Origin of the sequence: Fibrobacter sp. (genome assembly GCF_017545445.1) — a bacterium.
Taxonomy (GTDB): Bacteria; Fibrobacterota; Fibrobacteria; order Fibrobacterales; family Fibrobacteraceae; genus Fibrobacter.
In genome coordinates this window covers 42,076-64,717 of record NZ_JAFWOM010000136.1, presented here as the reverse complement: position 1 = coordinate 64,717, position 22,642 = coordinate 42,076, and the positions used below count along the sequence as shown (strand labels likewise).

The 22,642-nt window shown below is 47.1% G+C and carries 24 protein-coding genes; 13 read left to right on the top strand and 11 right to left on the bottom strand.

Annotated features, from left to right (window positions below; all coding sequences use genetic code 11):
* Positions 1–5: 5 nt before the first annotated feature.
* The 4 genes from IKG78_RS15430 to IKG78_RS15415 form a co-directional block, all read right to left on the bottom strand.
* Positions 6–1,271: a translocation protein TolB gene (locus tag IKG78_RS15430; protein WP_290945092.1), complete on the bottom strand. Its 1,266-nt coding sequence runs from the start codon at positions 1,269–1,271 to the stop codon at positions 6–8.
* A 131-nt stretch (positions 1,272–1,402) separates the two neighbouring features.
* Complete coding sequence (locus IKG78_RS15425) at positions 1,403–2,452, bottom strand: energy transducer TonB (RefSeq protein ID WP_290945090.1); 1,050 nt, start codon at positions 2,450–2,452, stop codon at positions 1,403–1,405.
* Positions 2,449–2,856, bottom strand: a complete 408-nt coding sequence (locus tag IKG78_RS15420; RefSeq protein WP_290945088.1) for a biopolymer transporter ExbD — start codon at positions 2,854–2,856, stop codon at positions 2,449–2,451. The genes IKG78_RS15425 and IKG78_RS15420 overlap by 4 nt, the downstream gene beginning before the upstream one ends.
* Entirely contained in the window at positions 2,853–3,554 is a 702-nt protein-coding gene (locus tag IKG78_RS15415) for a MotA/TolQ/ExbB proton channel family protein (protein WP_290945086.1), read from the bottom strand. The genes IKG78_RS15420 and IKG78_RS15415 overlap by 4 nt, the downstream gene beginning before the upstream one ends.
* A gap of 183 nt (positions 3,555–3,737) precedes the next feature.
* Between IKG78_RS15415 and IKG78_RS15410 the strand changes: the two genes are divergently transcribed.
* Positions 3,738–4,283 carry a hypothetical protein gene (locus tag IKG78_RS15410; protein WP_290945084.1) on the top strand — a complete coding sequence of 182 codons (546 nt, stop codon included), beginning with the start codon at positions 3,738–3,740 and terminating at the stop codon, positions 4,281–4,283.
* A 114-nt stretch (positions 4,284–4,397) separates the two neighbouring features.
* Here IKG78_RS15410 and IKG78_RS15405 read toward each other — a convergent pair whose 3' ends face one another.
* Positions 4,398–5,735, bottom strand: a complete 1,338-nt coding sequence (locus tag IKG78_RS15405; RefSeq protein WP_290945082.1) for a folylpolyglutamate synthase/dihydrofolate synthase family protein — start codon at positions 5,733–5,735, stop codon at positions 4,398–4,400.
* Positions 5,736–6,009: 274 nt separating this feature from the next.
* Here IKG78_RS15405 and IKG78_RS15400 point away from each other — a divergent pair, with 274 nt between their 5' ends.
* Together IKG78_RS15400 and rpsD are read left to right on the top strand one after the other, a co-directional pair.
* Positions 6,010–6,801 carry an endonuclease gene (locus IKG78_RS15400; RefSeq protein WP_290945080.1) on the top strand — a complete coding sequence of 264 codons (792 nt, stop codon included), beginning with the start codon at positions 6,010–6,012 and terminating at the stop codon, positions 6,799–6,801.
* A 94-nt stretch (positions 6,802–6,895) separates the two neighbouring features.
* The gene (gene rpsD, locus IKG78_RS15395) at positions 6,896–7,501 is read left to right on the top strand and encodes a 30S ribosomal protein S4 (protein ID WP_290945078.1); all 606 of its coding nucleotides are present in this window, start codon (positions 6,896–6,898) and stop codon (positions 7,499–7,501) included.
* 66 nt (positions 7,502–7,567) lie between these two features.
* Here rpsD and IKG78_RS15390 read toward each other — a convergent pair whose 3' ends face one another.
* Both IKG78_RS15390 and IKG78_RS15385 read right to left on the bottom strand, forming a co-directional pair.
* Positions 7,568–7,759: a hypothetical protein gene (locus IKG78_RS15390; RefSeq protein WP_290945076.1), complete on the bottom strand. Its 192-nt coding sequence runs from the start codon at positions 7,757–7,759 to the stop codon at positions 7,568–7,570.
* A 31-nt stretch (positions 7,760–7,790) separates the two neighbouring features.
* The gene (locus tag IKG78_RS15385) at positions 7,791–8,162 is read right to left on the bottom strand and encodes a helix-turn-helix transcriptional regulator (protein WP_290945073.1); all 372 of its coding nucleotides are present in this window, start codon (positions 8,160–8,162) and stop codon (positions 7,791–7,793) included.
* Positions 8,163–8,374: 212 nt separating this feature from the next.
* On the opposite strand from IKG78_RS15385, the gene IKG78_RS15380 reads away from it, so the two are divergent.
* Both IKG78_RS15380 and IKG78_RS15375 read left to right on the top strand, forming a co-directional pair.
* Positions 8,375–9,010: a hypothetical protein gene (locus IKG78_RS15380; protein ID WP_290945071.1), complete on the top strand. Its 636-nt coding sequence runs from the start codon at positions 8,375–8,377 to the stop codon at positions 9,008–9,010.
* 142 nt (positions 9,011–9,152) lie between these two features.
* Complete coding sequence (locus IKG78_RS15375; protein ID WP_290945069.1) at positions 9,153–10,271, top strand: glycosyl hydrolase family 8; 1,119 nt, start codon at positions 9,153–9,155, stop codon at positions 10,269–10,271.
* A 101-nt stretch (positions 10,272–10,372) separates the two neighbouring features.
* On the opposite strand, the gene IKG78_RS15370 is transcribed toward IKG78_RS15375, so the two are convergent.
* Positions 10,373–11,698: a GntR family transcriptional regulator gene (locus IKG78_RS15370; RefSeq protein ID WP_290945067.1), complete on the bottom strand. Its 1,326-nt coding sequence runs from the start codon at positions 11,696–11,698 to the stop codon at positions 10,373–10,375.
* Positions 11,699–11,765: 67 nt separating this feature from the next.
* Here IKG78_RS15370 and IKG78_RS15365 point away from each other — a divergent pair, with 67 nt between their 5' ends.
* A complete protein-coding gene (locus IKG78_RS15365) occupies positions 11,766–12,374 on the top strand; it encodes an FISUMP domain-containing protein (protein ID WP_290945064.1) in 609 nt (202 codons plus the stop codon).
* Positions 12,375–12,588: 214 nt separating this feature from the next.
* Here the strand turns inward: IKG78_RS15365 and IKG78_RS15360 are convergent, their stop codons facing one another.
* Positions 12,589–13,110 carry a hypothetical protein gene (locus tag IKG78_RS15360; protein ID WP_290945061.1) on the bottom strand — a complete coding sequence of 174 codons (522 nt, stop codon included), beginning with the start codon at positions 13,108–13,110 and terminating at the stop codon, positions 12,589–12,591.
* A gap of 144 nt (positions 13,111–13,254) precedes the next feature.
* Between IKG78_RS15360 and IKG78_RS15355 the strand changes: the two genes are divergently transcribed.
* Both IKG78_RS15355 and IKG78_RS15350 read left to right on the top strand, forming a co-directional pair.
* A complete protein-coding gene (locus tag IKG78_RS15355; protein WP_290945060.1) occupies positions 13,255–14,499 on the top strand; it encodes a nucleoside recognition domain-containing protein in 1,245 nt (414 codons plus the stop codon).
* Positions 14,500–14,788: 289 nt separating this feature from the next.
* A complete protein-coding gene (locus IKG78_RS15350) occupies positions 14,789–16,483 on the top strand; it encodes a GGDEF domain-containing protein (protein WP_290945058.1) in 1,695 nt (564 codons plus the stop codon).
* Here IKG78_RS15350 and IKG78_RS15345 read toward each other — a convergent pair.
* Both IKG78_RS15345 and IKG78_RS15340 read right to left on the bottom strand, forming a co-directional pair.
* The gene (locus IKG78_RS15345) at positions 16,480–16,923 is read right to left on the bottom strand and encodes a hypothetical protein (protein ID WP_290945056.1); all 444 of its coding nucleotides are present in this window, start codon (positions 16,921–16,923) and stop codon (positions 16,480–16,482) included. The genes IKG78_RS15350 and IKG78_RS15345 overlap by 4 nt on opposite strands.
* A complete protein-coding gene (locus IKG78_RS15340) occupies positions 16,920–18,179 on the bottom strand; it encodes a hypothetical protein (RefSeq protein WP_290945054.1) in 1,260 nt (419 codons plus the stop codon). Before IKG78_RS15340 ends, IKG78_RS15345 begins: the two co-directional genes overlap by 4 nt.
* Positions 18,180–18,343: 164 nt before the next feature.
* Between IKG78_RS15340 and IKG78_RS15335 the strand changes: the two genes are divergently transcribed.
* From IKG78_RS15335 to IKG78_RS15315, 5 genes are all read left to right on the top strand, one after another.
* Complete coding sequence (locus IKG78_RS15335) at positions 18,344–18,892, top strand: manganese efflux pump MntP family protein (protein ID WP_290945052.1); 549 nt, start codon at positions 18,344–18,346, stop codon at positions 18,890–18,892.
* Positions 18,893–19,049: 157 nt separating this feature from the next.
* Complete coding sequence (leuC, locus tag IKG78_RS15330; RefSeq protein WP_290945050.1) at positions 19,050–20,459, top strand: 3-isopropylmalate dehydratase large subunit; 1,410 nt, start codon at positions 19,050–19,052, stop codon at positions 20,457–20,459.
* Positions 20,460–20,478: 19 nt separating this feature from the next.
* On the top strand, positions 20,479–21,081 hold the full coding sequence (locus tag IKG78_RS15325) for a 3-isopropylmalate dehydratase small subunit (protein WP_290945048.1): 603 nt from the start codon (positions 20,479–20,481) through the stop codon (positions 21,079–21,081).
* Positions 21,082–21,341: 260 nt separating this feature from the next.
* On the top strand, positions 21,342–21,971 hold the full coding sequence (locus IKG78_RS15320; RefSeq protein ID WP_290945046.1) for a hypothetical protein: 630 nt from the start codon (positions 21,342–21,344) through the stop codon (positions 21,969–21,971).
* A 97-nt stretch (positions 21,972–22,068) separates the two neighbouring features.
* Positions 22,069–22,509: a L,D-transpeptidase family protein gene (locus IKG78_RS15315; RefSeq protein ID WP_290945044.1), complete on the top strand. Its 441-nt coding sequence runs from the start codon at positions 22,069–22,071 to the stop codon at positions 22,507–22,509.
* Positions 22,510–22,642 lie beyond the last annotated feature (133 nt).

The following is a 22,642-nucleotide window of genomic DNA, read 5'->3' as shown; positions in this document are numbered from 1 at the left end:
GTCCCTTATTTTTTCTTTTTCTCGTCAAAATACCAAGACCAAGTCGGCGACGTATTTTCGCTACCGTTCGTAATCCGAGTCACGCCACTGCCGTCTTTACGCATAATATAGATTTGATAATTGCCGCCGCGGTCGCTGGCAAACGCAATCAGCTTACCATCGGGCGACCAGGACGGGTGTTCATTGTTTCCGGCATTAGATGTCAGCTGCACAATATCCGTTCCATCAAGTGCGCACGTATAAATATTCATCTTGCCGTCATCCATCGAAGTATAGACAATACGGTCGCCTTCGGGGGACCAGCTAGCACGTTCGTTATAATGGCCCATGTACGTAATGCGACGCACGTCCGTACCGTCCTTCCCTACAGCGTAAACTTGCGGAGAGCCTCCACGGTCGCTCGTGAACAGGACTTCGCTTGCAAACGGACTCCAAGAAGGGCTCACCTGATTCGATTTCAGATGCAAGAACTTTTGGGCCGTTCCCTTTTTCATGTCGCCACGATAAAGTTCCGTTTTGCCATTATCAGTTACAGCAAAAAGGAGTTCTCCCGTTTTCGGATTCACCGCAGGGCTAAACGTCTGCGTAAACTGCGTAAAGAGAGGCGTTTCCTTGCCGCCAAACGCAATGGAATAAAGGCTCGGGCGATTGTTCCTAAAATTCACATAGACGAGTCCCTTGTTACCTTTCTGCCACACAGGCATCATGTTGATAGAGGAATCGCGAGTAATCTGCTTGCGAGAGAAACCGTCGTAATCCGAAATCACGACTTGCTTCACGCCTTCGATTTTCGACACGTAAGCAAGTTTCGTCGAAGCGACACCGCGTTCACCAAACAAGCGATAAACGACTTTGTCAAAGAACGAATGAATCGCCTGACGCACTTCGTAAGGCTTCACAGTATAGCTTTCGCCGAGCAGCACATCCTTCGTCTCTGCCGCATACAAAAAGCAGTCCAACTTGATTTTTCCATTCGCAAGTTTTTCCGCTTTCCCGGTCACGTACTGGCGAGCACGCTTTTTGCTAAAAAGCACCAAGTCAAAGCGATCCGACGGAACTGCCTCGAAACGCCCGGAGAGATTCGCATCACGGGCCAGAATCTTATGCGGAGCCTCGCTCGGCCACTTGATTGCAGACTCTTCTTCGAAAGGCACAATGCCAATCGGCATCGTCTTGAACACAGAAATTCCGACATCTACGGCAATCGTATCAATCGCCGCAAACGAAGGCACAGCAAGTGCCATCGCAATCAAAGCAACTAACAACTTCATCTTTTTCATCATAAACCTCAATATATCCTTCGAACTAGCCTAGATTCTATCGCGTTCAGCGAGCACTCTAGAACGACCATGCATTTTCATCAGCCACCCTAACCACTAATCACCAACCACTGTCAACTTCCTTAGTTCGGCGTAAAGTTAAACTGCAACACAAGACTTGAACCGCTATACGTCGGAGGCAATTCCGGCAACTTCGAAATTTTCACAGCACGGACAGACAAGTGATCCCAAGTGCTGTTCGACGAAGAACGCTTGAGCAGTACCGCCGTAATTTGTCCAGAACGTTCCACGGAGAACTGCACTGTAGTCTTTGCGTCACGCGGAATCGAAAGTCCGTTCGGCGGATTGAAATTGCTCATAATCTTTTGCTTTGCACGTTCCAAGAACACCTGCATCAAAGGATCCATGTCAATCGGGTTCACCGCCTTCAAACTAGGCAATTCGAACGATTTCGGCAAATCCAAGTCATTGATGTCGAAATCATCTTTTTCCTTTGGCTTCTTGGCGGGTTTCGTCTCTGTCTTCTTTTCTACAACTTTTTTCGCCGGTTTTTCGACTGGCTTATTTTTTTCTGGCTTCGCTTTTTCAACAGGTTTTACCTTTTCCGGCTGCGGAGGTTTCTTCGGCACAGGCACTGGTTTCGGCGTATCCGGTTTCATCTCAGGAGCAGGTTTTTCTTCGGGCTTTGGAGGAGCTTCCGGCGTAAGTTTCTTTTCTGGAGTCGGTTCTACCGCAGGTTCCTTCGAAGTAACTGTCTCCGGCACCGGTTCTGGAGGCGTTTCGGGCGGCAACTCTGGCGGCGGATTTTCCACCACAGGTTCTGCCGGCGTTTCCACGACAGGCTCAGGAGGCAATTCTTCCTTAGGCGTTTCTACAGGTACCTCGGGCACAATTTCCTCTTTCGGGGGTTCCGGCGGAATTTCTTCCTTCGGAGTTTCGTTTTCTGGCTCCAAAGGAGTTTCTGCAACTACAGGCTGCTTTACCGGTTCGTCTATTTGAACAAGTTCAAACACGGGTATTTCCTTGGCAGGCTTACTCGTATCAATGCAATGCAAACCGTACAGAACAAAGACTACAACCAAATGAAATACAACGGCAGACACGATGATTTTTATCATCGTTCCGTCGTCTTTCGTCGAGAAATACTGAATTTGTTCCTTATTTCTATTCATTTATTCAATTCATCTTTGGGAGTCATCGTAAGGAATCCAAGCTTTGTCACGCCAAGCTTTTGTACCTGCGTCACCACCTTCATCACAAAGCCGTAGCTTACCGCCTCGTCAGAGTTGATGACTACAGCCATTTCGCCATTCCACAGCGACTTGAAAATGCTCTCGAAACTTTCCATATCCACCTGCATGTCGGCAATGAAAATTTCAAGATTCTTGGTGATGGATACCTTCAATAATTTTTGCTGTTCCATCGTCGGAGCTTCGACTTTCGGGAGATTGACCTTTACGCCTTGGCTCATCAACGGTGCACACAAGATAAATACAATCAAGATGGCGAACACGATATCGATCATGTTCGTGAGGTTCAGTTCCTGCTTAAGGTCTTTACGGCGGCGGCGTTTCACGCATCCTCCTCGGAAACCCCTTCGACAGTCAGCAAGTCCCCTCTCTTAAATAAACTTAAAACTTGAGACCCGTAATTATAATACGAAGTTTCATTTTTTCCGTTACACGAAGTAAAATAATTATACCCGGCAGAAGCAGGAATTGCAACGACAAGGCCCGCCACCGTAGTAATAAGAGCCATAGCAATACCCGGCGCGACAACCGTCAAGTCCGCAGAACCGTGATGCCCGATTTGGAAAAATGCAATCATGATACCCCAAACGGTACCCAGCAGTCCAAAGAACGGAGCCAAATTTGAGCTTGTCGCAAGGAACGTCAAATAGCGGTCCTCGCCCATACGAATGCCCTCAATGGAACGCTGGATGGCATCTTCAAGGAGTGATGCTCGGTGCTGAATGGATTCAAACGTCACCTTGCCCTTAAACTTGGATGCTTCTTTCAGAATTTCGGCACTCAATAAACGCAGTGCGCTATTCTTAGAAACATCACATAGCTTTTGCAAATCGGAGAATCGTTTAATTCTAGAAAACTCCCTGAAAAAAGCTGAATTTGCACGCAAGTTCGACTTATGTTTAAAGAACTTCACGATAATGATTCCCCAGGAACCCAGCGACATAAAAGCAAGAATTCCAAGAATAATCATTGTAACAATATCAGATTGGGCTATCATCTGCAAGACAGGAACTGTATTGTTCAAAACAACCTCCAAAATTTTATTTTTTTTTACAGAGTACGGATACAAGATACAAAAACAAAAAAATAAAAAATCAAGTATCAGTACTTTTTTTAACAAATGTAAGAAAAGTACATCTTTGTCAAAATATTTTTGTATATTAAAATCACATAAACAAAATGGATAAACATCCAAGGAGATCTAAAAATGAAAAAACTGTTCGCATGCCTCGCTCTTGCAGCTCTTTTCGCAGGCTGTTCCAGCAATCCCCCGCAGCAGACCCCGCAAGAAAAGCAAGCTAGCCTTCTCATCGAAATGCAGATGCAGAAGAAATCCTATCTCAAGCAGCATATCCCGGCTGGTATCGGCATCGGCGAATCCGCTGACGAACAGATAGCCCTTGAAAAAGCAGACCAGAATGCTCGTGTCGATCTCGCCAAGTCCATCGACGCACACACCAAGGCTCTTATCAAGAACTTCAAGGAAGACGTAAGCGATCAAATCGCCGAACACTTCCAGAGCACCTCCAAGACGACCGTAAGCCAGCGTCTCAACGGAGCCACACTCGGCGACGTCAAGGTTGAAACGACTCCCGACGGCAAGTTCAAGGTCTATGGAGTCATGACTCTTGACTCCGACCTCGTCTCCGAATACATCAAGATGCTCGAAGAACAGGAAAAGAAGGACGAAGCCGAAAAGGTCCGTGCCGCTGCTGAAAAGGCATACGCCGAACTCGATGAAATTGAAGACTAATCCCGTTTAAATTTCAATCCAATTTAAAGCCCCGACCAAATGTGTCGGGGTTTTTCGTTTGGGTGCAAAATGACGCGACTGCGATAGATTCCGCTTTACCGAAGTTTATCAGCATTACCGGTGTTCGTTCGTCGATGGTTCCATGCCACGGAAAAATGCAAGCCCGTCAAAGTCATCCTTAAGTGCTTGCACCGTCGCGCCTATCATATAGAGGCTCCCGGTAATAAGAACCGGCGAACCATCCATAACGCAGGCTTTCACCTCGTCCAAATATTCGCGGGAAAATTCACCTGCACTTGCAACGTTCAACCCAAGCTTTTCAAGTTCGCTCTGTAAATCTTCAAGTTCGCGGAATCGCGGGTACGGCGTACGCGTGATATGCCAATGGCTCACATGCGGGGCCATGAGCTTGAGCATTTCGCCCACATCCTTGTCGCGCAGCGCCCCGAATACGCAATGGAATTTTTGATTCGGATAATACTTGTCCAACGCTTCGACCAAGCGGCGGACCGCATGGGAATTATGAGCTCCGTCCAAAATAAATTGAGTTACGCCGTTGCGGTCCATCAATTTTTGCATACGTCCCGCCCAAGAACGCGTCGCAAGCATCTTGAGAGCAAGCGTATCGTTATATACAATTCCTTTATTCGCAACAGCATCCGCAGTAGAATGGTCGTGCGAACTTTGCAAGAACAGCTCCGCCGCTTTCAAGGATAGGCTTGCATTTTCAATGTAATGTTGTCCTAAATTCGGAAGTTCGATATCATTACGGATTTTAGGGACGACGCAAGAGCAACCGTGCGAAGATGCAAATACCTTAGCTTCGGCAATTAACGCATCGTTCAGTCCGCCCACAACAAATGTCTTGCGGCAACCGTTCGAGAGAATACTTTGTGCAGAACCGGCAACACCCATTTTTTCTTTGAGGATTTCAGATTCTGTGCTACCGAGAACTTCGGTGTGTTCCAGTCCAATACTCGTGAGCACAATCAGTTCACCATCGGCAACGGCAGTGCTGTCCAAGCGACCGCCCATGCCCGCTTCCAAAACGGCAACATCAATTTGCTGTTCAGCGTAATAGAGAAACGCGACAATCGTCAACACTTCAAAGAACGTCGGCTCCACTTGAGCTTCTTCGGCAGCCGCCTTGACCTGCATAATCAAGCGGTCTAGCGATTCATCGTCAATCGGCAAATCGTTCACACGGATGCGTTCGCGCATGCTTACCAAATGCGGACTCGTATAAAGTCCCGTCTTGAGACCATGCGCTTGCAAAATTCCAGACAAGTAATAACTCGTCGAGCCCTTGCCGTTCGTCCCCACGACATGAATCGTCTTAAACTTTTTTTGAGGATTTCCGAGGACTTCACAAAGTTTACGAGTCGTAGTAAGTCCCGGCATCATCCCGAACATAAGCCGGGAATTTAAATATTCCAATCCGTTTTGAAGCATGGGCTTAATTTAGAAAAAAGACGAGAGACGAAAGAAGAACTTGAACGAAGTGAAAGTGTAAGTAGGAAGTGATTAGTGGTTGGTGGTTAGTGGTTAGGATTGCAAATAGAACGTTCTTTTTACATTCCTGTTTACTAGCCACTGTTTACTAATCACTAAATTCATTCCTGCTTACTAGCCACTTAAAAACATTTCCTGTTTACTAACCACTGTTTACTAACCACTAAAATGATTACATTTAAATCGTTCACATTTTAAATCAAGGGTTATTTATATGAAAGTATCAGCAAGTGCTGTCGCTTTGATTTTTTGCGTTTTCTCAACATTCTCATTTGCGAAGGTGAATCCCGAAGCAGCCCCACAACACTACAACTACCGCGATGCGGGCAAACAAATGAGACGCATCTATTACGGAGACCTCCAGCGGACGCTCTACTGCGATTGCCGATACATCGACAAAAAGACAGTCGATTTCAGCAGTTGCAACTTTAAGCCCCGCGAAAACGAAAAACGCAAAAGTTTCAAGCGAGCCGAACGCATCGAATGGGAACATATCGTCACCGCCCACAACATGGGGCAGCACCTCCCCTGCTGGCGTGACGGCGGTCGCAAGAACTGTAGCGCGAACGACACTACGTTCAAAATAATGGAAGGCGACCTGCACAACCTCTACCCCGCCATCGGCGAAGTGAACGGAGACCGCAGCAACTTTATGTTCAGCCAATGGACGAACAACCCCACCCCGATGTACGGAGAGTGCGAAACCATCATTGACTTCCAAGAGAAAAAGGCCCAACCGAGAAAAGAAGTCCGAGGCCTTATTGCCCGCGTGCATTTTTACATGGAAAAGACTTACGGAGTCAAGCTCTCCAAGCAAGACCGCAAACTATTCCAAGCTTGGGACAAAATGTACCCTGTCACCGAACGCGAATGCGAGCGCGACCGTCGCATTTTCAAGGTTCAGGGCGACCACAACCCGTTTGTCTTTGAAAAATGCCAAGAAAAGGCTGCCTCATCCGAACCCATCCAGCCCGTTGAGCCGACCGAATCCGTTGACAATCCATAAACAATTGACTAAATTTGTAGTCCAAATCTTGCAAGTCGTGCCAAGCTCTGCCAACTTGCAAGCGTAACCAAAGAGCTTCCTCAAAGAGGTAAATATGTCCTCCTTCCGCGGACCTAAAGGTAAAGTAGCACGCTCTCTCGGCGTTGCCGTTTCTCAGAAGACTCAAAAGGCTCTCGACCGCCGCAACTTCGCACCTGGCCAGCATGGTCAGACCCGCAAGAAGTCTGCTTCCGTTTATAAGCAGCAGTTGGTCGAAAAGCAGCGTCTTCGTTTCACCTACAACATTTCCGAAGCTCAGCTTGCCAAGGCATACAAGGAAGCTAACCGTCGTGAAGGTTCTGCAGGTGATAACCTGATGATCTTGCTCGAAACTCGTCTTGACGCTATGGTTTATCGCATGGGTTTTGCCCGTACGATCTTCGCTGCCCGTCAGTACGTTGCACACGGTCACTTCACTGTGAACGGTGTTCGTAGCTTCTCTCCGAGCCGCCTCATCAAGGCTGGCGACGTGGTTGCCGTTCGTGAACAGTCCAAGGAACACGTGCAGATCAAGGAAGCAATCGCTTCTGCTGCCGCCGCTCCGGAATACTTGTCTGTCGATCTCGGCAAGATGCAGGGTACTCTCGTGAAGCTTCCGCTCCGCGACCAGATCCCGGTCAAGCTCGAAGAACAGCTCGTCGTCGAATATTATTCTCGTTAATAAAAAATCGACTCGAGTTGCAAAGACTCAAGCTTTTAAAGACGCTCGCAGAAATGCGGGCGTTTTTTATTTTATCACAAAAGCAAGTTTTTCTTCGTATGACAATTCATTTATAGACTTGCCAACTTTTTGAGCGTAAGCAACGAGCGCACGATGATCATACCTACAAGACGGAGCATCTTTATAGGGATTCGGGAAACCCAAATATTCGCTTTGAATATCCGCTAAATTCATGGTCTTTTTATCAATTCCACTCATAAGTGTAATTCTCCAAAAGCTTTTGGAAGTCTTACTTGATTACGCCCATGTTTTTGAGGTCGGCTAGGATTTCGGTCTTGACACGAGTGGCGACTTTGGTCTCGAAGTCTTCTAACCCCTGTTGATGAGCGACAAGGATGCCGGGATCATTTGACATTTCCGGTGGAAGCTGAGACAAGCCGGAGGAATTTTGGAGAAGTTTATCAGCGCATTCCTTGCCAAAAAGTTCTTCGGCAGTCGCACCGTTATCAATAAGCCTTACAATTTTTTCATAGCTCGGCACAGCCTTGTTTGAAGCCCACATTCCAACCAAACCACAAGAAACTCCTATAAGAGAAGCAGCATCTTTCTGCTTCAACTGTTTGCGGTTCATAAAGTGGTTAAAATCGAATTTAGACTTCATATTCACAAAAAAAATAATTTTTTTTAATCAAACTAGGCGTATTTCAAAACGTAATTGAAAAAAAATAACGAAATTGATAGTTTTGAGCGATTAGAGAGCAGTTACAATAAGCAAAAAAGCTTTCTGACCGCCCAAAATCAAGCTTATAAAAATGCTCGCAGTAATGCGGGCGTTTTTTGTTATATATTACTCAGAAGCACAAGGAGTCTGACATGAAAAATGATAACGTAAAGGTAAATGAAATCAAATTATTAGATGCTATAAAAAACGTTGTCAAAGAAGACGTGACTCTAAAGAAAAATATTTCTCTAAGCAAATGGCTTGAACTCAAAAAAGCATTAAGTCCAATCAATAATTATATCACAAAAGAATTAACAAATAGATTTATAGAAGTTCTACCCAAACTATTCAAAAATACATCTAATATTTTTGAAAACATCGACATAAAAAAATTAAAAGACAATAACAGCATTGTAAATGTAAACGCTAACGGATATGATTTTGTTTATTCATCCGTCACAGCCGAAGTTAAGGCAAACATCCCCTATGAAAAGAAGAAATACGGAGGAAGCCAAAAAACAGGATTAAAAAAAGACATCAACGGCTTACTGAGCCCAATAAAAAAAACAAAAGACAAACATGATCCAACACAAGATTATAAGTTTCTTATTGTACTAGATTATAAATACAGCGATTATGACACATCAAAAGCCGTTGACGACCTTATAAAAAACGAAGAAAGAGTTAAAAAAATCGAGGATCTAAACAATCCTCCCAATTTAAGTACTAATAAAGTCTATATCATAATGCTAGAAGTACAAGAAAGCTTGAGTAAAGACATTGAATAGCAAAACATAATATCAACTTGCCGAGGTGGTCAAAAATTTTTACCACCTTTTTTATAGTTCCATAGGAAACACCAACAACACTTTTTCAATATTTCATCTTGTAAACAAGACAGTAACCCAATACATTTCTATTTTACTTGTCATGAGAAACATTTTTGAAGAAATTGGTAAGACTCCCGCCGAAATCGAGGCTAAACTCAACAAGGCTTTCACACAACTGTTCGAAGGCGACCGCGAAAACGAACGCATTTGCTTTGACAAAGGCGACGACATGGCGTACATCGTGGATATCGGTCACAACGACATCCGCTCCGAAGGCATGAGCTACGGCATGACGGTTGCCGCACTCCTCGGCAAGCAAGACCTTTTTGACAAGCTTTGGAAATTTGCCAAAACATACATGAAAAACACCGAAGGCGACCTCGCCGGTTATTACGCTTGGCAGGTATCAACAGCCGATTTCACGATGATGGACCCGGGTGCCGCCCCGGATGGCGAAGAATACTTTGCCGCGGCGCTCCTTTTCGCTGCCAAGATTTTCAAAAACGAACAATACAAACGCGACGCCGTCGAGCTCATCAACGACATGGCACACAAGCCGCAAGCTGGCGATGTTTATACAATGATGGATGCGAATGCAGGTCTCGTGCGATTTTCGCCAATGAAGGGCAACGATTACACCGACCCGAGCTACAACACAGTCGCGTTTTACAGAATGTACGGCGAAGCCAGCGGCGATGAAATTTGGAACAAAATTGCAGACAACAGCGTCGCCTACTTGAAAAAGGCTTGCCACCCGGTCACGGGACTTGCCGCCGACTACAGCGAATTTGATGGCTCACCGAAGAAAACACCGTGGCATCCAGAAAGCGATTGTTTCTGCGGTGACGCTTGGCGCGTCGTGTGGAACATCGGGCTTGATGCCGCAAAATTGCAAGACAAGTGCGAACGCACCGACGTTAGCGAATGGGAAGTTTCTGAAGTCCGTAAGATTCTCGGCTACCTCCACGGGCGTCGTCCGTATCTCGCCGACATGCGAGTTGACGGGAGTGCATTCCCGCGCGAGGCAAGGCTAGCAACAGGCGGCCTCATTGCAATGAACGGAGCTGCAACAATAGCACTCCCCGCCGGCGATCCGCTCATCAAGCCATTCGCCGAAGACTTGTGGAACATGGAAGTTCCGACAGGAACTTGGCGTTACTACGACGGATTGCTTTATATGCTCGGGCTCCTCGCCTGCTCCGCGAAGTTTGATGTTTAATTTTTATCGCATTCCGAAACTTAACTGGATTCCTCACTTCGTTCGGAATGACGAACACGTAACGTCATCCTGACACCGAAGGCGTAAGGATTCAGTAATGTCTAGTGTTTCTCGACAACTCTTCCGAGCGGGGTTTGCATCTGGCGGCGCTGTTCTGCATAGATGGTCGGCGCAACGATATGGTAAATAGCTTCTTTCACCATCGTCCCGACATTAAACGCAAACGAATCAAAAACATAGCGATAACTTTCAATCGTATCGTCAAAGCCGACCACGTACGGCGCCGGTAACTTTTTCGCCTTGAAGTAATCAATCAGCGAAGCTGCCACCCAGTCATTTGAACACACAAATCTATCCAAAATTGCGTTTTTCAAAAGCGATTCCAAAATGCGGTCCAAAAGCACCTGACGTTCAACGCCCTCACGCTCTGCGGTATCCGCCAAATCAAACGGAGAAGCAAAACGTACATCGACAAGCGGAACAACGTCCGTACCCGCATCAAGCAGACCCTGTAACCGTGCTTTCGACCAAAAGCTCGCATGGTACGGTGACAAGTAATGCACAGGCCCCACTTTTTTGCTCTTGAGGTAACGCCCGACAATCACGCCAGCTTCTTTGCCAAATGCAACATTATAGAATGCCCACTTTTTGCGGTTTCTCGCACTCACGGGCACCATATCCGGAGCATATTCCCACCACACCGAAATAGGGTTTTTGAATGTTGCAAAATGAGCAAAAAGTTTCGACGCATCATCGACTAGCCATGTTGAAAGGAATACGCCCAAACAATGCAATTCGTTCTTGATTGCATAGCAATCCCCGTTCGACAAATAGAACTGATTCGATGGTTCGTGATACCCGATAAACTTTACTGCAATTTTCTGCTCAGCGGCAATCTGTGCAAATGTGCGAAACACATCGGACTCGCGTTCCGATTCAATTCTCAAACGGCCAAATTCGTCCGAGCGATGGATAAACAAGACGTAATCAGACTTTTCAACAGGGCGTTCTTCACTAAAGAAAAAACGATGCCCGACGTGACGCAAAATTCCCTGTGCACTTTTTTGCATAAGGAACTTTTTGACAATATAAGGCGAAACATTGTAACGGTTCGAAAGTTCCTTGCACGAAGGGAGTTCATCGAATGCGTTCAAAAATCCGCTATCTAAATCATTCAAAAAATGACGTTCGACTACAGAATAAACGCTTTCTTCGGGCTTGACATCGAACGAAGGAGCAACACCCCAAAAACATCCTTTGCCGTGAACCAGCTGGATGATTTTTTCTTCAGACAACAACTTGTACGCCTTGTGAACCGTATTCACAGAAAGACCAAGCCGCACAGCCATTTTCCGCACAGAAGGCAATTTTTCGCCCTCGCGGAACCCTGCACTTATAATTGATTTTTTTACATCTTCGATTAGCAACTTTTAAAACCTCTACAATTCATAAAATAAAAATTTTTCAGCAATCAAATTTTGTACATTTGACCTTATGAGATTTGGATTAGTAATAACACTTTTAGTAACAAGTATCGCCATTGCCGCCCCCTCCAAAAAAGCGCCTTCGAAAAAAACATTCAAGGATCCTCGCGACGGACATACTTATAGAATCGTAAAAATCGGAAACCACAATTGGCTTGCCGAAAACCTCACGTACAAGACACGTGGCAGCTACTGCTACGACGATGACGACAAGAACTGCAACAAGTACGGTCGTCTCTATACGTGGAAAGCCGCCATGAACGCATGCCCTACAGGCTGGAGGCTCCCCGACCGCAAGGACTGGAATTTTTTGAGCAAGTATCTCGGTTCCAGCAAGAAAAACGGTTTCAGGGTCAAGCAAGTCGGGCAGCGAATCTGCTTTGGCAACAACGAAATGTGGAGTCCATACTGTGAAGCCACCAAAGCATTTGGAGCATCCGGTCAAAACGGCACTCACTTTGCTTACGAAGATATGGACAAGTCCGCATTTTTTTGGACAGCAACAGAAGAAACAACCTATATTGCAAATTTCGTAACCATCGGCGGCTATAATGAACGTTATGCGGAACGAGCCATCGAAGAAAACAACGCATTCTCTGTCAGATGCATAGAGAAATAGCGGCTATTTGGTCGCGTTTTCATGAACAACAGAAGGCAAATCGACTCCGCTGTCTGTTATGACGTTGCATTAAGAACGAATGATTAAAAGCAAGTCTCTAGGGTTAGAGGCTCGCTTTTTTTGAGCAAATTATTTTCATTTACTATAACAATTTACTATAGCAAAAACCCCGGAAGCAAATGCTTTCGGGGTTTGCAAATTGGAACGCAAGCAATTAGCGGAAGTCGCGATGTTTGTGGTGCTTGCGCGGCGGTTCCGGGCGGTTGGCTCGATTCTGGAGGTCTTCGCATTCGCGAATAGAACGAGCGGCAAAGAACTTCTTAGTACGCGGATCCATGCATTCGATACGGTCTGCACGGTCGCGACGGTAATCGATTTTCATCCAGACGTCACCGTTGTTGCAATAGAAATCGAAATTGCGTTCCTTTTCACCACGCATGCATTCGCCGCGACTAAACATTTTCTGATCGTTGTCGTAACGTTCTGCATGAATTCTATCATTGCGATCGCACCTCGGTTCCGCAAACTTACAGCTAATCACAGCTGACTGAGAATGTGGCGGAGGCGGAGGAGGAACCGGCGAAGTTCTAGGGACCGTTGCCGGAGGTGGCGGTGGCGGAGGAGGTGCTACACGGGTGTTTTCCTCCTTCTTGGGTTCAACGTTAATCGTCAACGCCATAGCAGAAGTGCTCAGCAACATGAACGACATAGCGAAGGTAAGCATAAGCTTATTCATAAAAGACCTCGTTATACTTTGATTGTTACAACAAAAATAATATATTAAAAAATTTATCACAAAACCAATTTTTTTTTACAAAAAAATAAGTTTAACCACTAGCCACGGATCACCAGCCAATAAATTTTTTCTAACATTTCCATCATGGTTTTAAACGTCATTTGGCTCATTTTCTTTTTCGGTGCATTTATCGCCTGCATCGTCCAGTGGCTCGCATTCGGCGATACCGGCATTTTCAACAAAGCAATCATCGGAGCGTTCGACATGTCCAAGACCGCGTTCGAGATTGCACTCGGCCTCACGGGCATCCTAAGCCTTTGGCTCGGCATCTTGAAAATCGGAGAAAAAGCGGGAGCAGTCCAAATTCTCGCCAAAATCGTACAGCCGCTCTTTTCAAGGCTCTTCCCCGAAATTCCGAAAGGCCACCCCGTCGTGGGCACGATGCTCATGAACATCAGCGCGAACATGCTCGGCCTCGACAACGCCGCGACACCGATGGGCCTCCAAGCGATGAAACAGTTGCAAGAGCTGAACCCGAACGAAGACAAGACCGTCGCAAGCGATTCGCAAATCATGTTCCTCGTCCTCAATGCAAGCGGACTTACGCTAATTCCTGTTAGCATAATGACTTACCGAGCTCAGCTCGGAGCCTCAAATCCAAGCGATGTTTTTCTGCCGCTTCTTTTATCCACATTTTTCAGCACAATCGCAGGTATTTTCGCCCTCAGTTTTTTCCAAAAAATCAAGCTCAAAGATCCCATCACCGTAGCATGGCTCGGCGGCATCAGCGCATGCGTCATCGCCATCATGTTCTACTTTAGCCACCTCACCGCAGAAGCCATCGGAACTACAAGCCTATTCATTAGCGGAATCGTGCTGTTCGGCATCATCGTTGCATTCCTTGGCCTCGCCTGCTACAAGAAGGTCCAAGCATACGAAGCGTTCGTCGAAGGAGCCAAAGAAGGCTTCAATACCGCCGTAATGATCATCCCAAACCTCGTCGCGATTCTCGTGGGCGTCGCCGTGTTCCGTGCAAGCGGCGCGATGGACCTCGTGATGAACGGAATTTCTTATTTACTCGGGCTCATTGGTGTCGGAAACGATGTCGTCCCGGCTCTCCCCACCGCGCTCATGAAGCCTCTCAGTGGAAGCGGAGCCCGCGGCATGATGATCGACGCCATGAAGAACTTAGGTCCGGACAGCTTTGCCGGTCGCCTCAGCTGCATGTTCCAAGGAGCCGCCGACACGACATTCTACATCATCGCCGTCTATTTCGGTTCCGTCGGAGTCAAAAAGACACGCCATGCCGTCACCTGTGCTTTAATCGCGGATGCAGTTGGCGTAATTGCTGCTATCATAATAGCTTACATATTCTTCCCGCCGGTTTAGACGAGAGACGATAGAGGATAGAGGGAAACTTTTGGGCTCGTCATCCCGAGGCGAAGCCGAAGGATCCAGTCACAGTTTTAATAAGCGCTAAAGGGCTAGAGCCCGTCATGATTTGTTTGCCATGACGTTGTTCTCTAATTATAAAATCACCGAAGCAATAAATACAATCTTCACTCCAAAAGATTAAGAAAAAATTACTTTGAAAAAATCCTGTTGTTTTTTTGAAAATTTTATTTACATTTAGAAACAAATTTGGTGTATATGAGATTTAATGCTTAGGGACGAGAAAATGGATCTAATCATTTTCAGTAGTGAATACAAAAATTTTAGGGAAGCGATTTTAGACAATATTCCCGATATTTTCGGGATGATGCGTCGTATTAGCATTGCAATCGGTCCAATTTGTAATATTCTAAATATCGGTTTTGTAAAAGTCAAACTCGTCGCCCCGGTTTCAATTATCGCGAGACACGGCACCAATGATGAAAAAATAATTTACGAAGATCCGAACGGTTACGAGACAGCCCCCATCATTCAGACATACAGAACTGGCGAAAACGGCATCTTTACCGTCGAAGTTCGAGCGAAGAAAAAACATAAATTCATAAACACTGAAATTCAAGCCGCGAAACTGATTTGTGACGATTTGTTCATCATCTTGGGCAGATGCCGTTTGATGAGCGCCGTCCACTACGCAAGCCACACCGATACCTTGACGGGCGCCCCCAACATGTCGAGACTCGTCCAACACTGTATCGGACTCAAAGCAGCGCAAAAGCTGCAAAATTTCGCCGGTCTTTTCATCAACCTCAAAAATTACAAGTACGTAAACCAGTCCAAATCCCCTGCTGTAGGAGACAAGGGAATCATCACGTTTGCCCGCACTGTCATGTCGATGTGCCACGAAGACGAAATGATTGCTAGACTGGGTGGCGATAATTTCTTTATTCTTGTCAGAAAAGAAAATAGGGACATGTTCATCCGCCAACTTACCCCCATGCGGATAGAAATCTTGATGCCCCAAATGCCAGTCTTTTCGCTGACCATCCATTGTAGGATTGGCGTCTATGACGCGAAGCCGACCGATACGTTGAACGAAATATTGCATTGTTCGTCCATCGCGATGAACGAATCGAGAATGCACCCCGGAATGGACGTCGTCTTCTTCGAAAAACGCATGTTCGAAACGGTATCGCACGAAAAAGAAATCTCGGCAATGTTCCAAGAGGCTTTGAACCGCAAGGAATTTGTGGTCTATTACCAGCCGAAGGTTTCTGTGAACGAACAAAGCCTGTGCGGCTGCGAAGCCCTCGTACGATGGAACCGCAATGGGCAAATTATTTCACCGGGTGAATTTTTGCCGATTCTCGAAAAAGAAGCCTCCGTCTGCCAGTTGGACTTTTACGTGTTCCACAGAGTGTGCGAAGACATTCGCTCCTGGCTGAACATGGGCTTTGACCCTGTCCGTGTTTCATCGAATTTTTCGAGACGTCACTTGAGCAACCCGCACCTTGCCCAAGACATTCTCGATATCATGAAAGAATTCAATATCGACAGCAAGTACATCGAAATTGAATTGACCGAAGCTTCGGATTTTGAAGATAAAGTCGCTATGCAAAAATTCGTGAACGAACTCCGCAGTCACGGAATTTCCGTTTCCATAGACGATTTCGGTACGGGCTACTCCACGTTCAACGCACTCAAGGACTTGAACGTGAACGTCATCAAGCTGGACAAATCCCTCCTCGACCACATTGGCGAAGAGAAGCATCATGACGAAGTAGTCGTAAAGAACATGGTCAACATGATCAACGAACTCCATCTCGAAGTCGTTGCGGAAGGTGTCGAAAACTCCAAGCAACTGGACTTTTTGCACGACGCCAAATGTTCGACGGTCCAAGGTTTTATTTACGACAAGCCCCTTTCGAAAGATGAATTTGAGCAGAGGCTTTCGAATAAATCGGGCTATAAGGATGCGCTCTAAAAGAACATCCAGACGGCCATCCACAAGACAATCAGCCCGAACTCAATTTCTCTTGAAATTCTGACCATAAAGCAGCAGCCGAGTCCTATTTCGGCAATTGCAGCCAAACGTAGCCACGGGGCATCCATTCCCGTTTGCAACAAAGAAACATTCCCGACAAGTTCCACCCAAAGCCAGAACGCCTGCGCAAGCACCATGAAGCGGCGGCGGTTTTCGCGCAACCCCGTTGTAAAAACGCACATCGTAAGAGCGAACATACGGAACGGGTAATTTTCTAAAGTTTCTATCGAAAAGTTCCCTGCAAAAGCCGTATAAAGGCAACTCGTCATGACGACAACGAACATCATGAGAGTAACATGAAGCATCCCCTTCTGTTTCCAGAGGAACGCTGCAAAGAACAGGCATAGGAGGCATGCCACAGCATTGGCAAACATGCTCATTTGCGGCCCTCCTCCCTGCGTTTTCTAAAAAAGCCCAAATGGACAAATGGTTTCAAGCAAACCAGTAAGCAACTCACATAAGCTCCAAACGGCCCAGCAAGATTGATCCAGTCTGAAGTAAAATAACCATACGCCACGGCGGCAAGGACTCCGCACAACACGGGCAAACGCACCACCTTGAATTCTGGAGCCGAAAACGAAGGATAATACTTCTTTTCGTTTTCGTCAGGAACTTCGCCGTCCGAAGAATCCAAGCTAGAATCCACCTCGCCCATCAGAATTTCGTCATTTTCAAAGAATCGCGATAACAAAAAACGTACACCCAAGAAAAGACAAACAAACAGCATCGCTCCAGCAAGAATCAGACTTACATCGGCAAAATTTGCATTTGAAAAGAAAAGCAATTCGTTAGAATTCACCAAGTAGTCACATTTAAGCAAAACCCCAAATAAAATAGACATCACAACAATCAAGCGCCCCCATACGTTTTCACGAACCGCTTCGATAAACAAAAGCTGCGGAACCAAACAGCAAAATACAAACGATGTAAAGCACCCCTCCCCTTTCAATAGAATAATCCACAAGAACATCAATAACATGAACCAGCTGCAAAGCACGAGAAGGCGTTCTATCAAGCGATTGAAGTAATTTTCAAACAAGAGAAGCGCGACCGCAATCGCAAGGCCTAAATAAAATGTACAAGCGACCAAGTACAGCGGAAAAAACGCACCTTGCCAAAAGGAATTCTCGACACGAGCAAAATCAAGGCCGAACGCCGACACGACCCAAAACACTGTCGGAAGAATGATCCATGCGAGCGGTCGCCTGATTTTTGCCAACTCCTTGCAAAGCGTGAGGTCTTCGGCGGAATCTGCTGCAATAAGATGCGTCACGAAATACAGTAGCGAAATAAAGCCGACAATGCCAATGCTATAAACATTGCAGTTCATCGCAAGGGAATTTTCATAAAGCCATGCGTAAAGGAACGATACGGCCAAACAGCAAAAAGAACTTAGCTCCAACAGAAGTGACGTACGCCGATGGATTCTCACCTTCATGATAAGCAAAAACGCAGAAAGCAGAATGCCAGACGGCGACAAGCCCAGCCAAAAGACAAATAACGTCTTGGGGAACTTCCAGCTACCGTTGTCGTGCAAAAGCAAATCAATGGAACCATCCCAAAACGAGCCCCCCACAGAAAGCAGGAGCATCAAGCTCAAGGCGACAAAAAATATGGTAACAATTTTGCTGTTCAATTTTAAGCTGCTATTTTTAGGTTATAGGAGTTAGGTGAATTAAGCATACTTAGCACAATCAATATTGCGCTCCCCCCCCTATTACCTAATACCTAAGACCTAATAACTACAATATATTTTTTATTTTTGGAATCGTTTTTCGATTTTTCTAAAAAAAGCAAATCATGACTGTTTTTGAAATCATTATCATTGCAATTGTCGAGGCGATGGACTGCTTCGCGGTCGCCATTTCTACCGGTCTTTGCAAATCGTGCGTCAAGCGTTCGCGTGCGTTGCTCCAAGCGGTTTCGTTCGGAGTTTTTCAAGGCGGCATGACGCTCCTCGGTTATTTTTTCGGGCTGTTCGCCGAACGCTGGTTCAATGCGGTCGGAACGCCGATTGCCTGCACCATTCTCTGCGTGCTGGGTTTACGCATGATTTGGGAAGCCATCAAGGGAGGCGAAGCGACCGCCGCCAAAGCACACTTGAGCATCATGAACATTTTGCTTTTGTCTATCGCGACAAGCATCGATGCGTTTGCCGTCGGCATCTCGTTTGCATTCATGAACGTCAACATGAGTTTTGCAGTAACAGCCATCGCCTTGGCAAGCTTTGTAATGGGAGTCATCGGCTTTGAAATCGGTCGCCATGCTTCCAAGCGATTCAAGACGAAGATTCCCGAAATTATTGCAGGACTTATTCTGATTGGAATCGGCGTGAAGATGTTTATTTAGCCGATGTTTCGTAATGGACAAAAGCCCAACAATTTTCTAAATTTGCCCAGCAAATAAGCATAAAGATTCTTGATCTCATTTATCACTCTGGAAAGCCCTGTAAGGGTTCGATAGGGGCTAAGGTGGCAAGAATCGAAAACCTAAAAGAGATAAATCTATGGGAAAATCACTCTATCAGAAAATTTTCGAAAGCCACACGGTAGCTAAGCTCCCGAGCGGTCAGTGCCAGCTCTTTATCGGGCTTCACCTCTGCCACGAAGTGACGAGTCCGCAGGCCTTCGCCCAGCTCCGCGAAGAAGGCCAGAAGGTGCTGTTCCCGGAACGCACTTTTGCAACGGTCGATCACATTATTCCGACCACTTTCCCGGAACGCAACCGCCCGCTCCAGGACGGCATTTCCGAAGAGATGTTCTCCCACATTGAAAACAACACCAAGAACAACGGCATCAAGTTCTTTGGCCCCGCTACCGCCGAACAGGGCGTTATCCACATCGTGGGCCCCGAAGAAGGCGTGACCCAGCCGGGCATGACCGTTGCCTGCGGTGACTCTCACACGGCAACGCACGGTGCATTCGGCGCAATCGCGTTCGGTATCGGTACGAGCCAGGTGGCAGACGTTTTGGCCACCCAGACGCTCGCCATGAGCCCGCTCAAGACTCGCCGCATCAAGTTCACCGGCAAGCTCAAGCCGGGTGTGACCGCCAAGGACGTGGCCCTCGCCTACATCGCTAAGCTCGGCGTGAACGGTGGTGTTGGCTACGCTTACGAATTTGCCGGTCCGGTCATCGAAGAAATGGGCATGGAAGGCCGTATGACGGTCTGCAACATGGCTATCGAAGGTGGCGCCCGCGTCGGTTACTGCAACCCCGACGAAAAGACTTTCGAATACCTCAAGGGCCGTCCGTACGCCCCGAAGGCCGACAAGTGGGACGAAGCCGTCGCTTACTGGAAGTCCGTGGCTACCGACGCCGACGCCCAGTTTGACGACGAAGTCGAAATCAACTGCGACAACCTCGAACCGATGGTCACTTGGGGCATTACGCCTGCCCAGGCCATTCCGCTCAACGGCAACATGCCGAAGATTGACGAATTCGAAGGCAGCGAAAAGAAGGTCATCTCCGAAGCTTATGAATACATGGGCTGGGAAGAAGGTTCCAAGATGATTGGCCGCCCGATCGACATCGCTTTCGTGGGTAGCTGCACCAACGGCCGCCTCAGCGACTTGCAGGCCGCCGCCGAAATCATCAAGGGCCACAAGGTTGCCCCGACGGTGAAGATGTGGGTCGTTCCGGGCTCCATGAAGATCAAGGTGGAAGCCGAAGCTCTCGGTCTCGACAAGATTTTCAAGGAAGCCGGTGCCGAATGGCGCGAAGCAGGCTGCTCGCTCTGCCTCGCCATGAACCCGGACAAGCTCAAGGGTCGCCAGGTGAGTGCCTCCTCCAGCAACCGTAACTTCAAGGGCCGTCAAGGCAGCCCTTCGGGCCGCACCATCCTCATGAGCCCCGCCATGGTGGCCGCCGCCGCCATCGAAGGCTGTGTCACCGACGTCCGCAAGTACATCAAGTAACGCTAAGGAGATTTAAAAAATGAATTCTATCGACATTGTTAAAGGTTCCGGCGTTCCTGTACGCGGCAACGACATCGACACTGACCGTATCATCCCGGCACGCTTCCTCAAGTGCGTCACCTTCGAAGGCCTCGGCGACAACGCCTTTGCCGACGATATCGCAGGCCTCGCCGCTCAGGGCAAGGTTCACCCGTTCCGCGATCCGGCCTACAAGAACGGCTCCATCCTCGTCTCGAACCAGAACTTCGGTTGCGGTTCCAGCCGTGAACACGCTCCGCAGGCTCTCAAGCGCTGGGGCATCCGTGCCATCATCGCCGAAAGCTACTCCGAAATCTTCTTCGGTAACTGCGTCGCTATCGGCGTTCCTTGCTACAAGGTAAGCCACGAAATTGCAGACAAAATCCTCGCCTGGATCGAAGCACACCCGAGCGAAGAACTCGTCACCAGCACCGAAAGCCGCACGCTCAAGATGGGTGACGAAACCATCGAGCTCACGCTTGCTGACGGCCCCCGCGGCCAGTTCCTCGACGGTTCTTGGCACGCACGTTCCGCCCTCATGGCCAACGCCGACAAGGTGCAGGAACTTGCAAGCAAGCTGCCGTATATGCAGTTCTTGAAGTAAACAGTGGTTAGTGGTTAGGAACAGCCATCCGGCCATAAGCTATGAGGTCGGCACTTCGTGCCTTTGAGCGATGAGCAAAAAGCATCAAGGGCACTGAGCTTGCCGAAGTGCTCTTACGACGAAGTGTCATCCTGAGCGAAGGGCGCCAGCCCGAAGTCGAAGGATCCAGACCAGCATTACAAAGCGCCCGGTTTAAAAGCCGGGTGTTTTTATAATTGACGAACGTAAAAAAAACTACATTCGTTTGCAGAGGATTTATCATGAAAATTTCAACCATCATCTCAACATTGAGCATCATCGCACTTATCGGCTGCGCAGGAGGCCATCGTCAACGCAGCATCAACGAAATTCCTGAATATGGCAACCAACCCAAGAGTCCAGAATTGTTGCAGGCCGACCAAGAATTTCTAAACACAGTCAAAGGCAAGGAAAAAGAATCCTTTGACCACATGATGAAAGTCGGATGGTCCTTTTTCCAACGTGGCGATATAGGTACGGCAATCAAGCGTTTTAACCAGGCATGGCTCATCGATTCTACCCGCTACGAGTCATACTGGGGGTTCGCTGCCGCCGAAGGCCGTCTAAACAATCTAGAAACATCTAAGCACTATTACGAAAAAGCGCTCAGCCATAACGGCGACACGAAAATTCTAAATCCGGAATACGCCATCGTGCTCCGCGAATCAGCCAAAAAAGAAAACAACAGCGAAAAACTAGCCGAAGCGGACAACCTATTCAAGAGCGAAATCGAAGCGGGAAACGAGAAAGCGGCCTGCATCTATGCCTATCAACTTTTCCGCGAAAAGAAGAACGAAGAGGTATGCCAAATCATGACATCTTCTTGCAAAAGCGACCGCGACAACATCAAGAAACGTGCAGGCTGCAACTAATTCGCCAAGCTGAGTTCATACAAGCTTATCGCCACAAGTATTACAAAGCGTCCAGGTTCAAAGCCTGGGCGTTTTTTATTTAAATTTCACCAAAGTCATGCTTATCTCACCCATCGACAACATTCTCGTAGAAAAGGCGAAGCGCCAAATGCACTTGCGCAACGGTGATAAAGTTGTCAAGACATACAGAATTTCTTTGGTCAAGAATCCTGTGGGAGCGAAAGTCAAATCCGGTGACAACAAGACACCCGAAGGTGAGTACACCATCAAACGTCACAACCCCAAAAGCAAGTTTCATTTGTCGCTGAAGATTTCGTATCCGAACGCAGAGCAAATCAAGGCCGCGAAAGAAGGCAACTACGAGCCCGGCGGCGACATCATGATCCACGGCTTTCCGAACAAAAAATCAGCGTTTCTCTTTAAATTCAAGCACAGGTGGAAAGACTGGACAGCAGGTTGCATTGCCGTCACGAACGACGAAATCGAAGAAATCTACGACGCCGTCAAGGACGGAACGCCGATAACCATCAAGCCTTAGAATTCACCCACATGCTCAAATATTAGCGATTTTCGATTAAATTCTAGCAAAAACGCCAATATATTAGCTGTTTTCATCCTAAGCTTCAAAAACATAGATTCTTTACTTGACCATTCACTTAACATTTTGTATA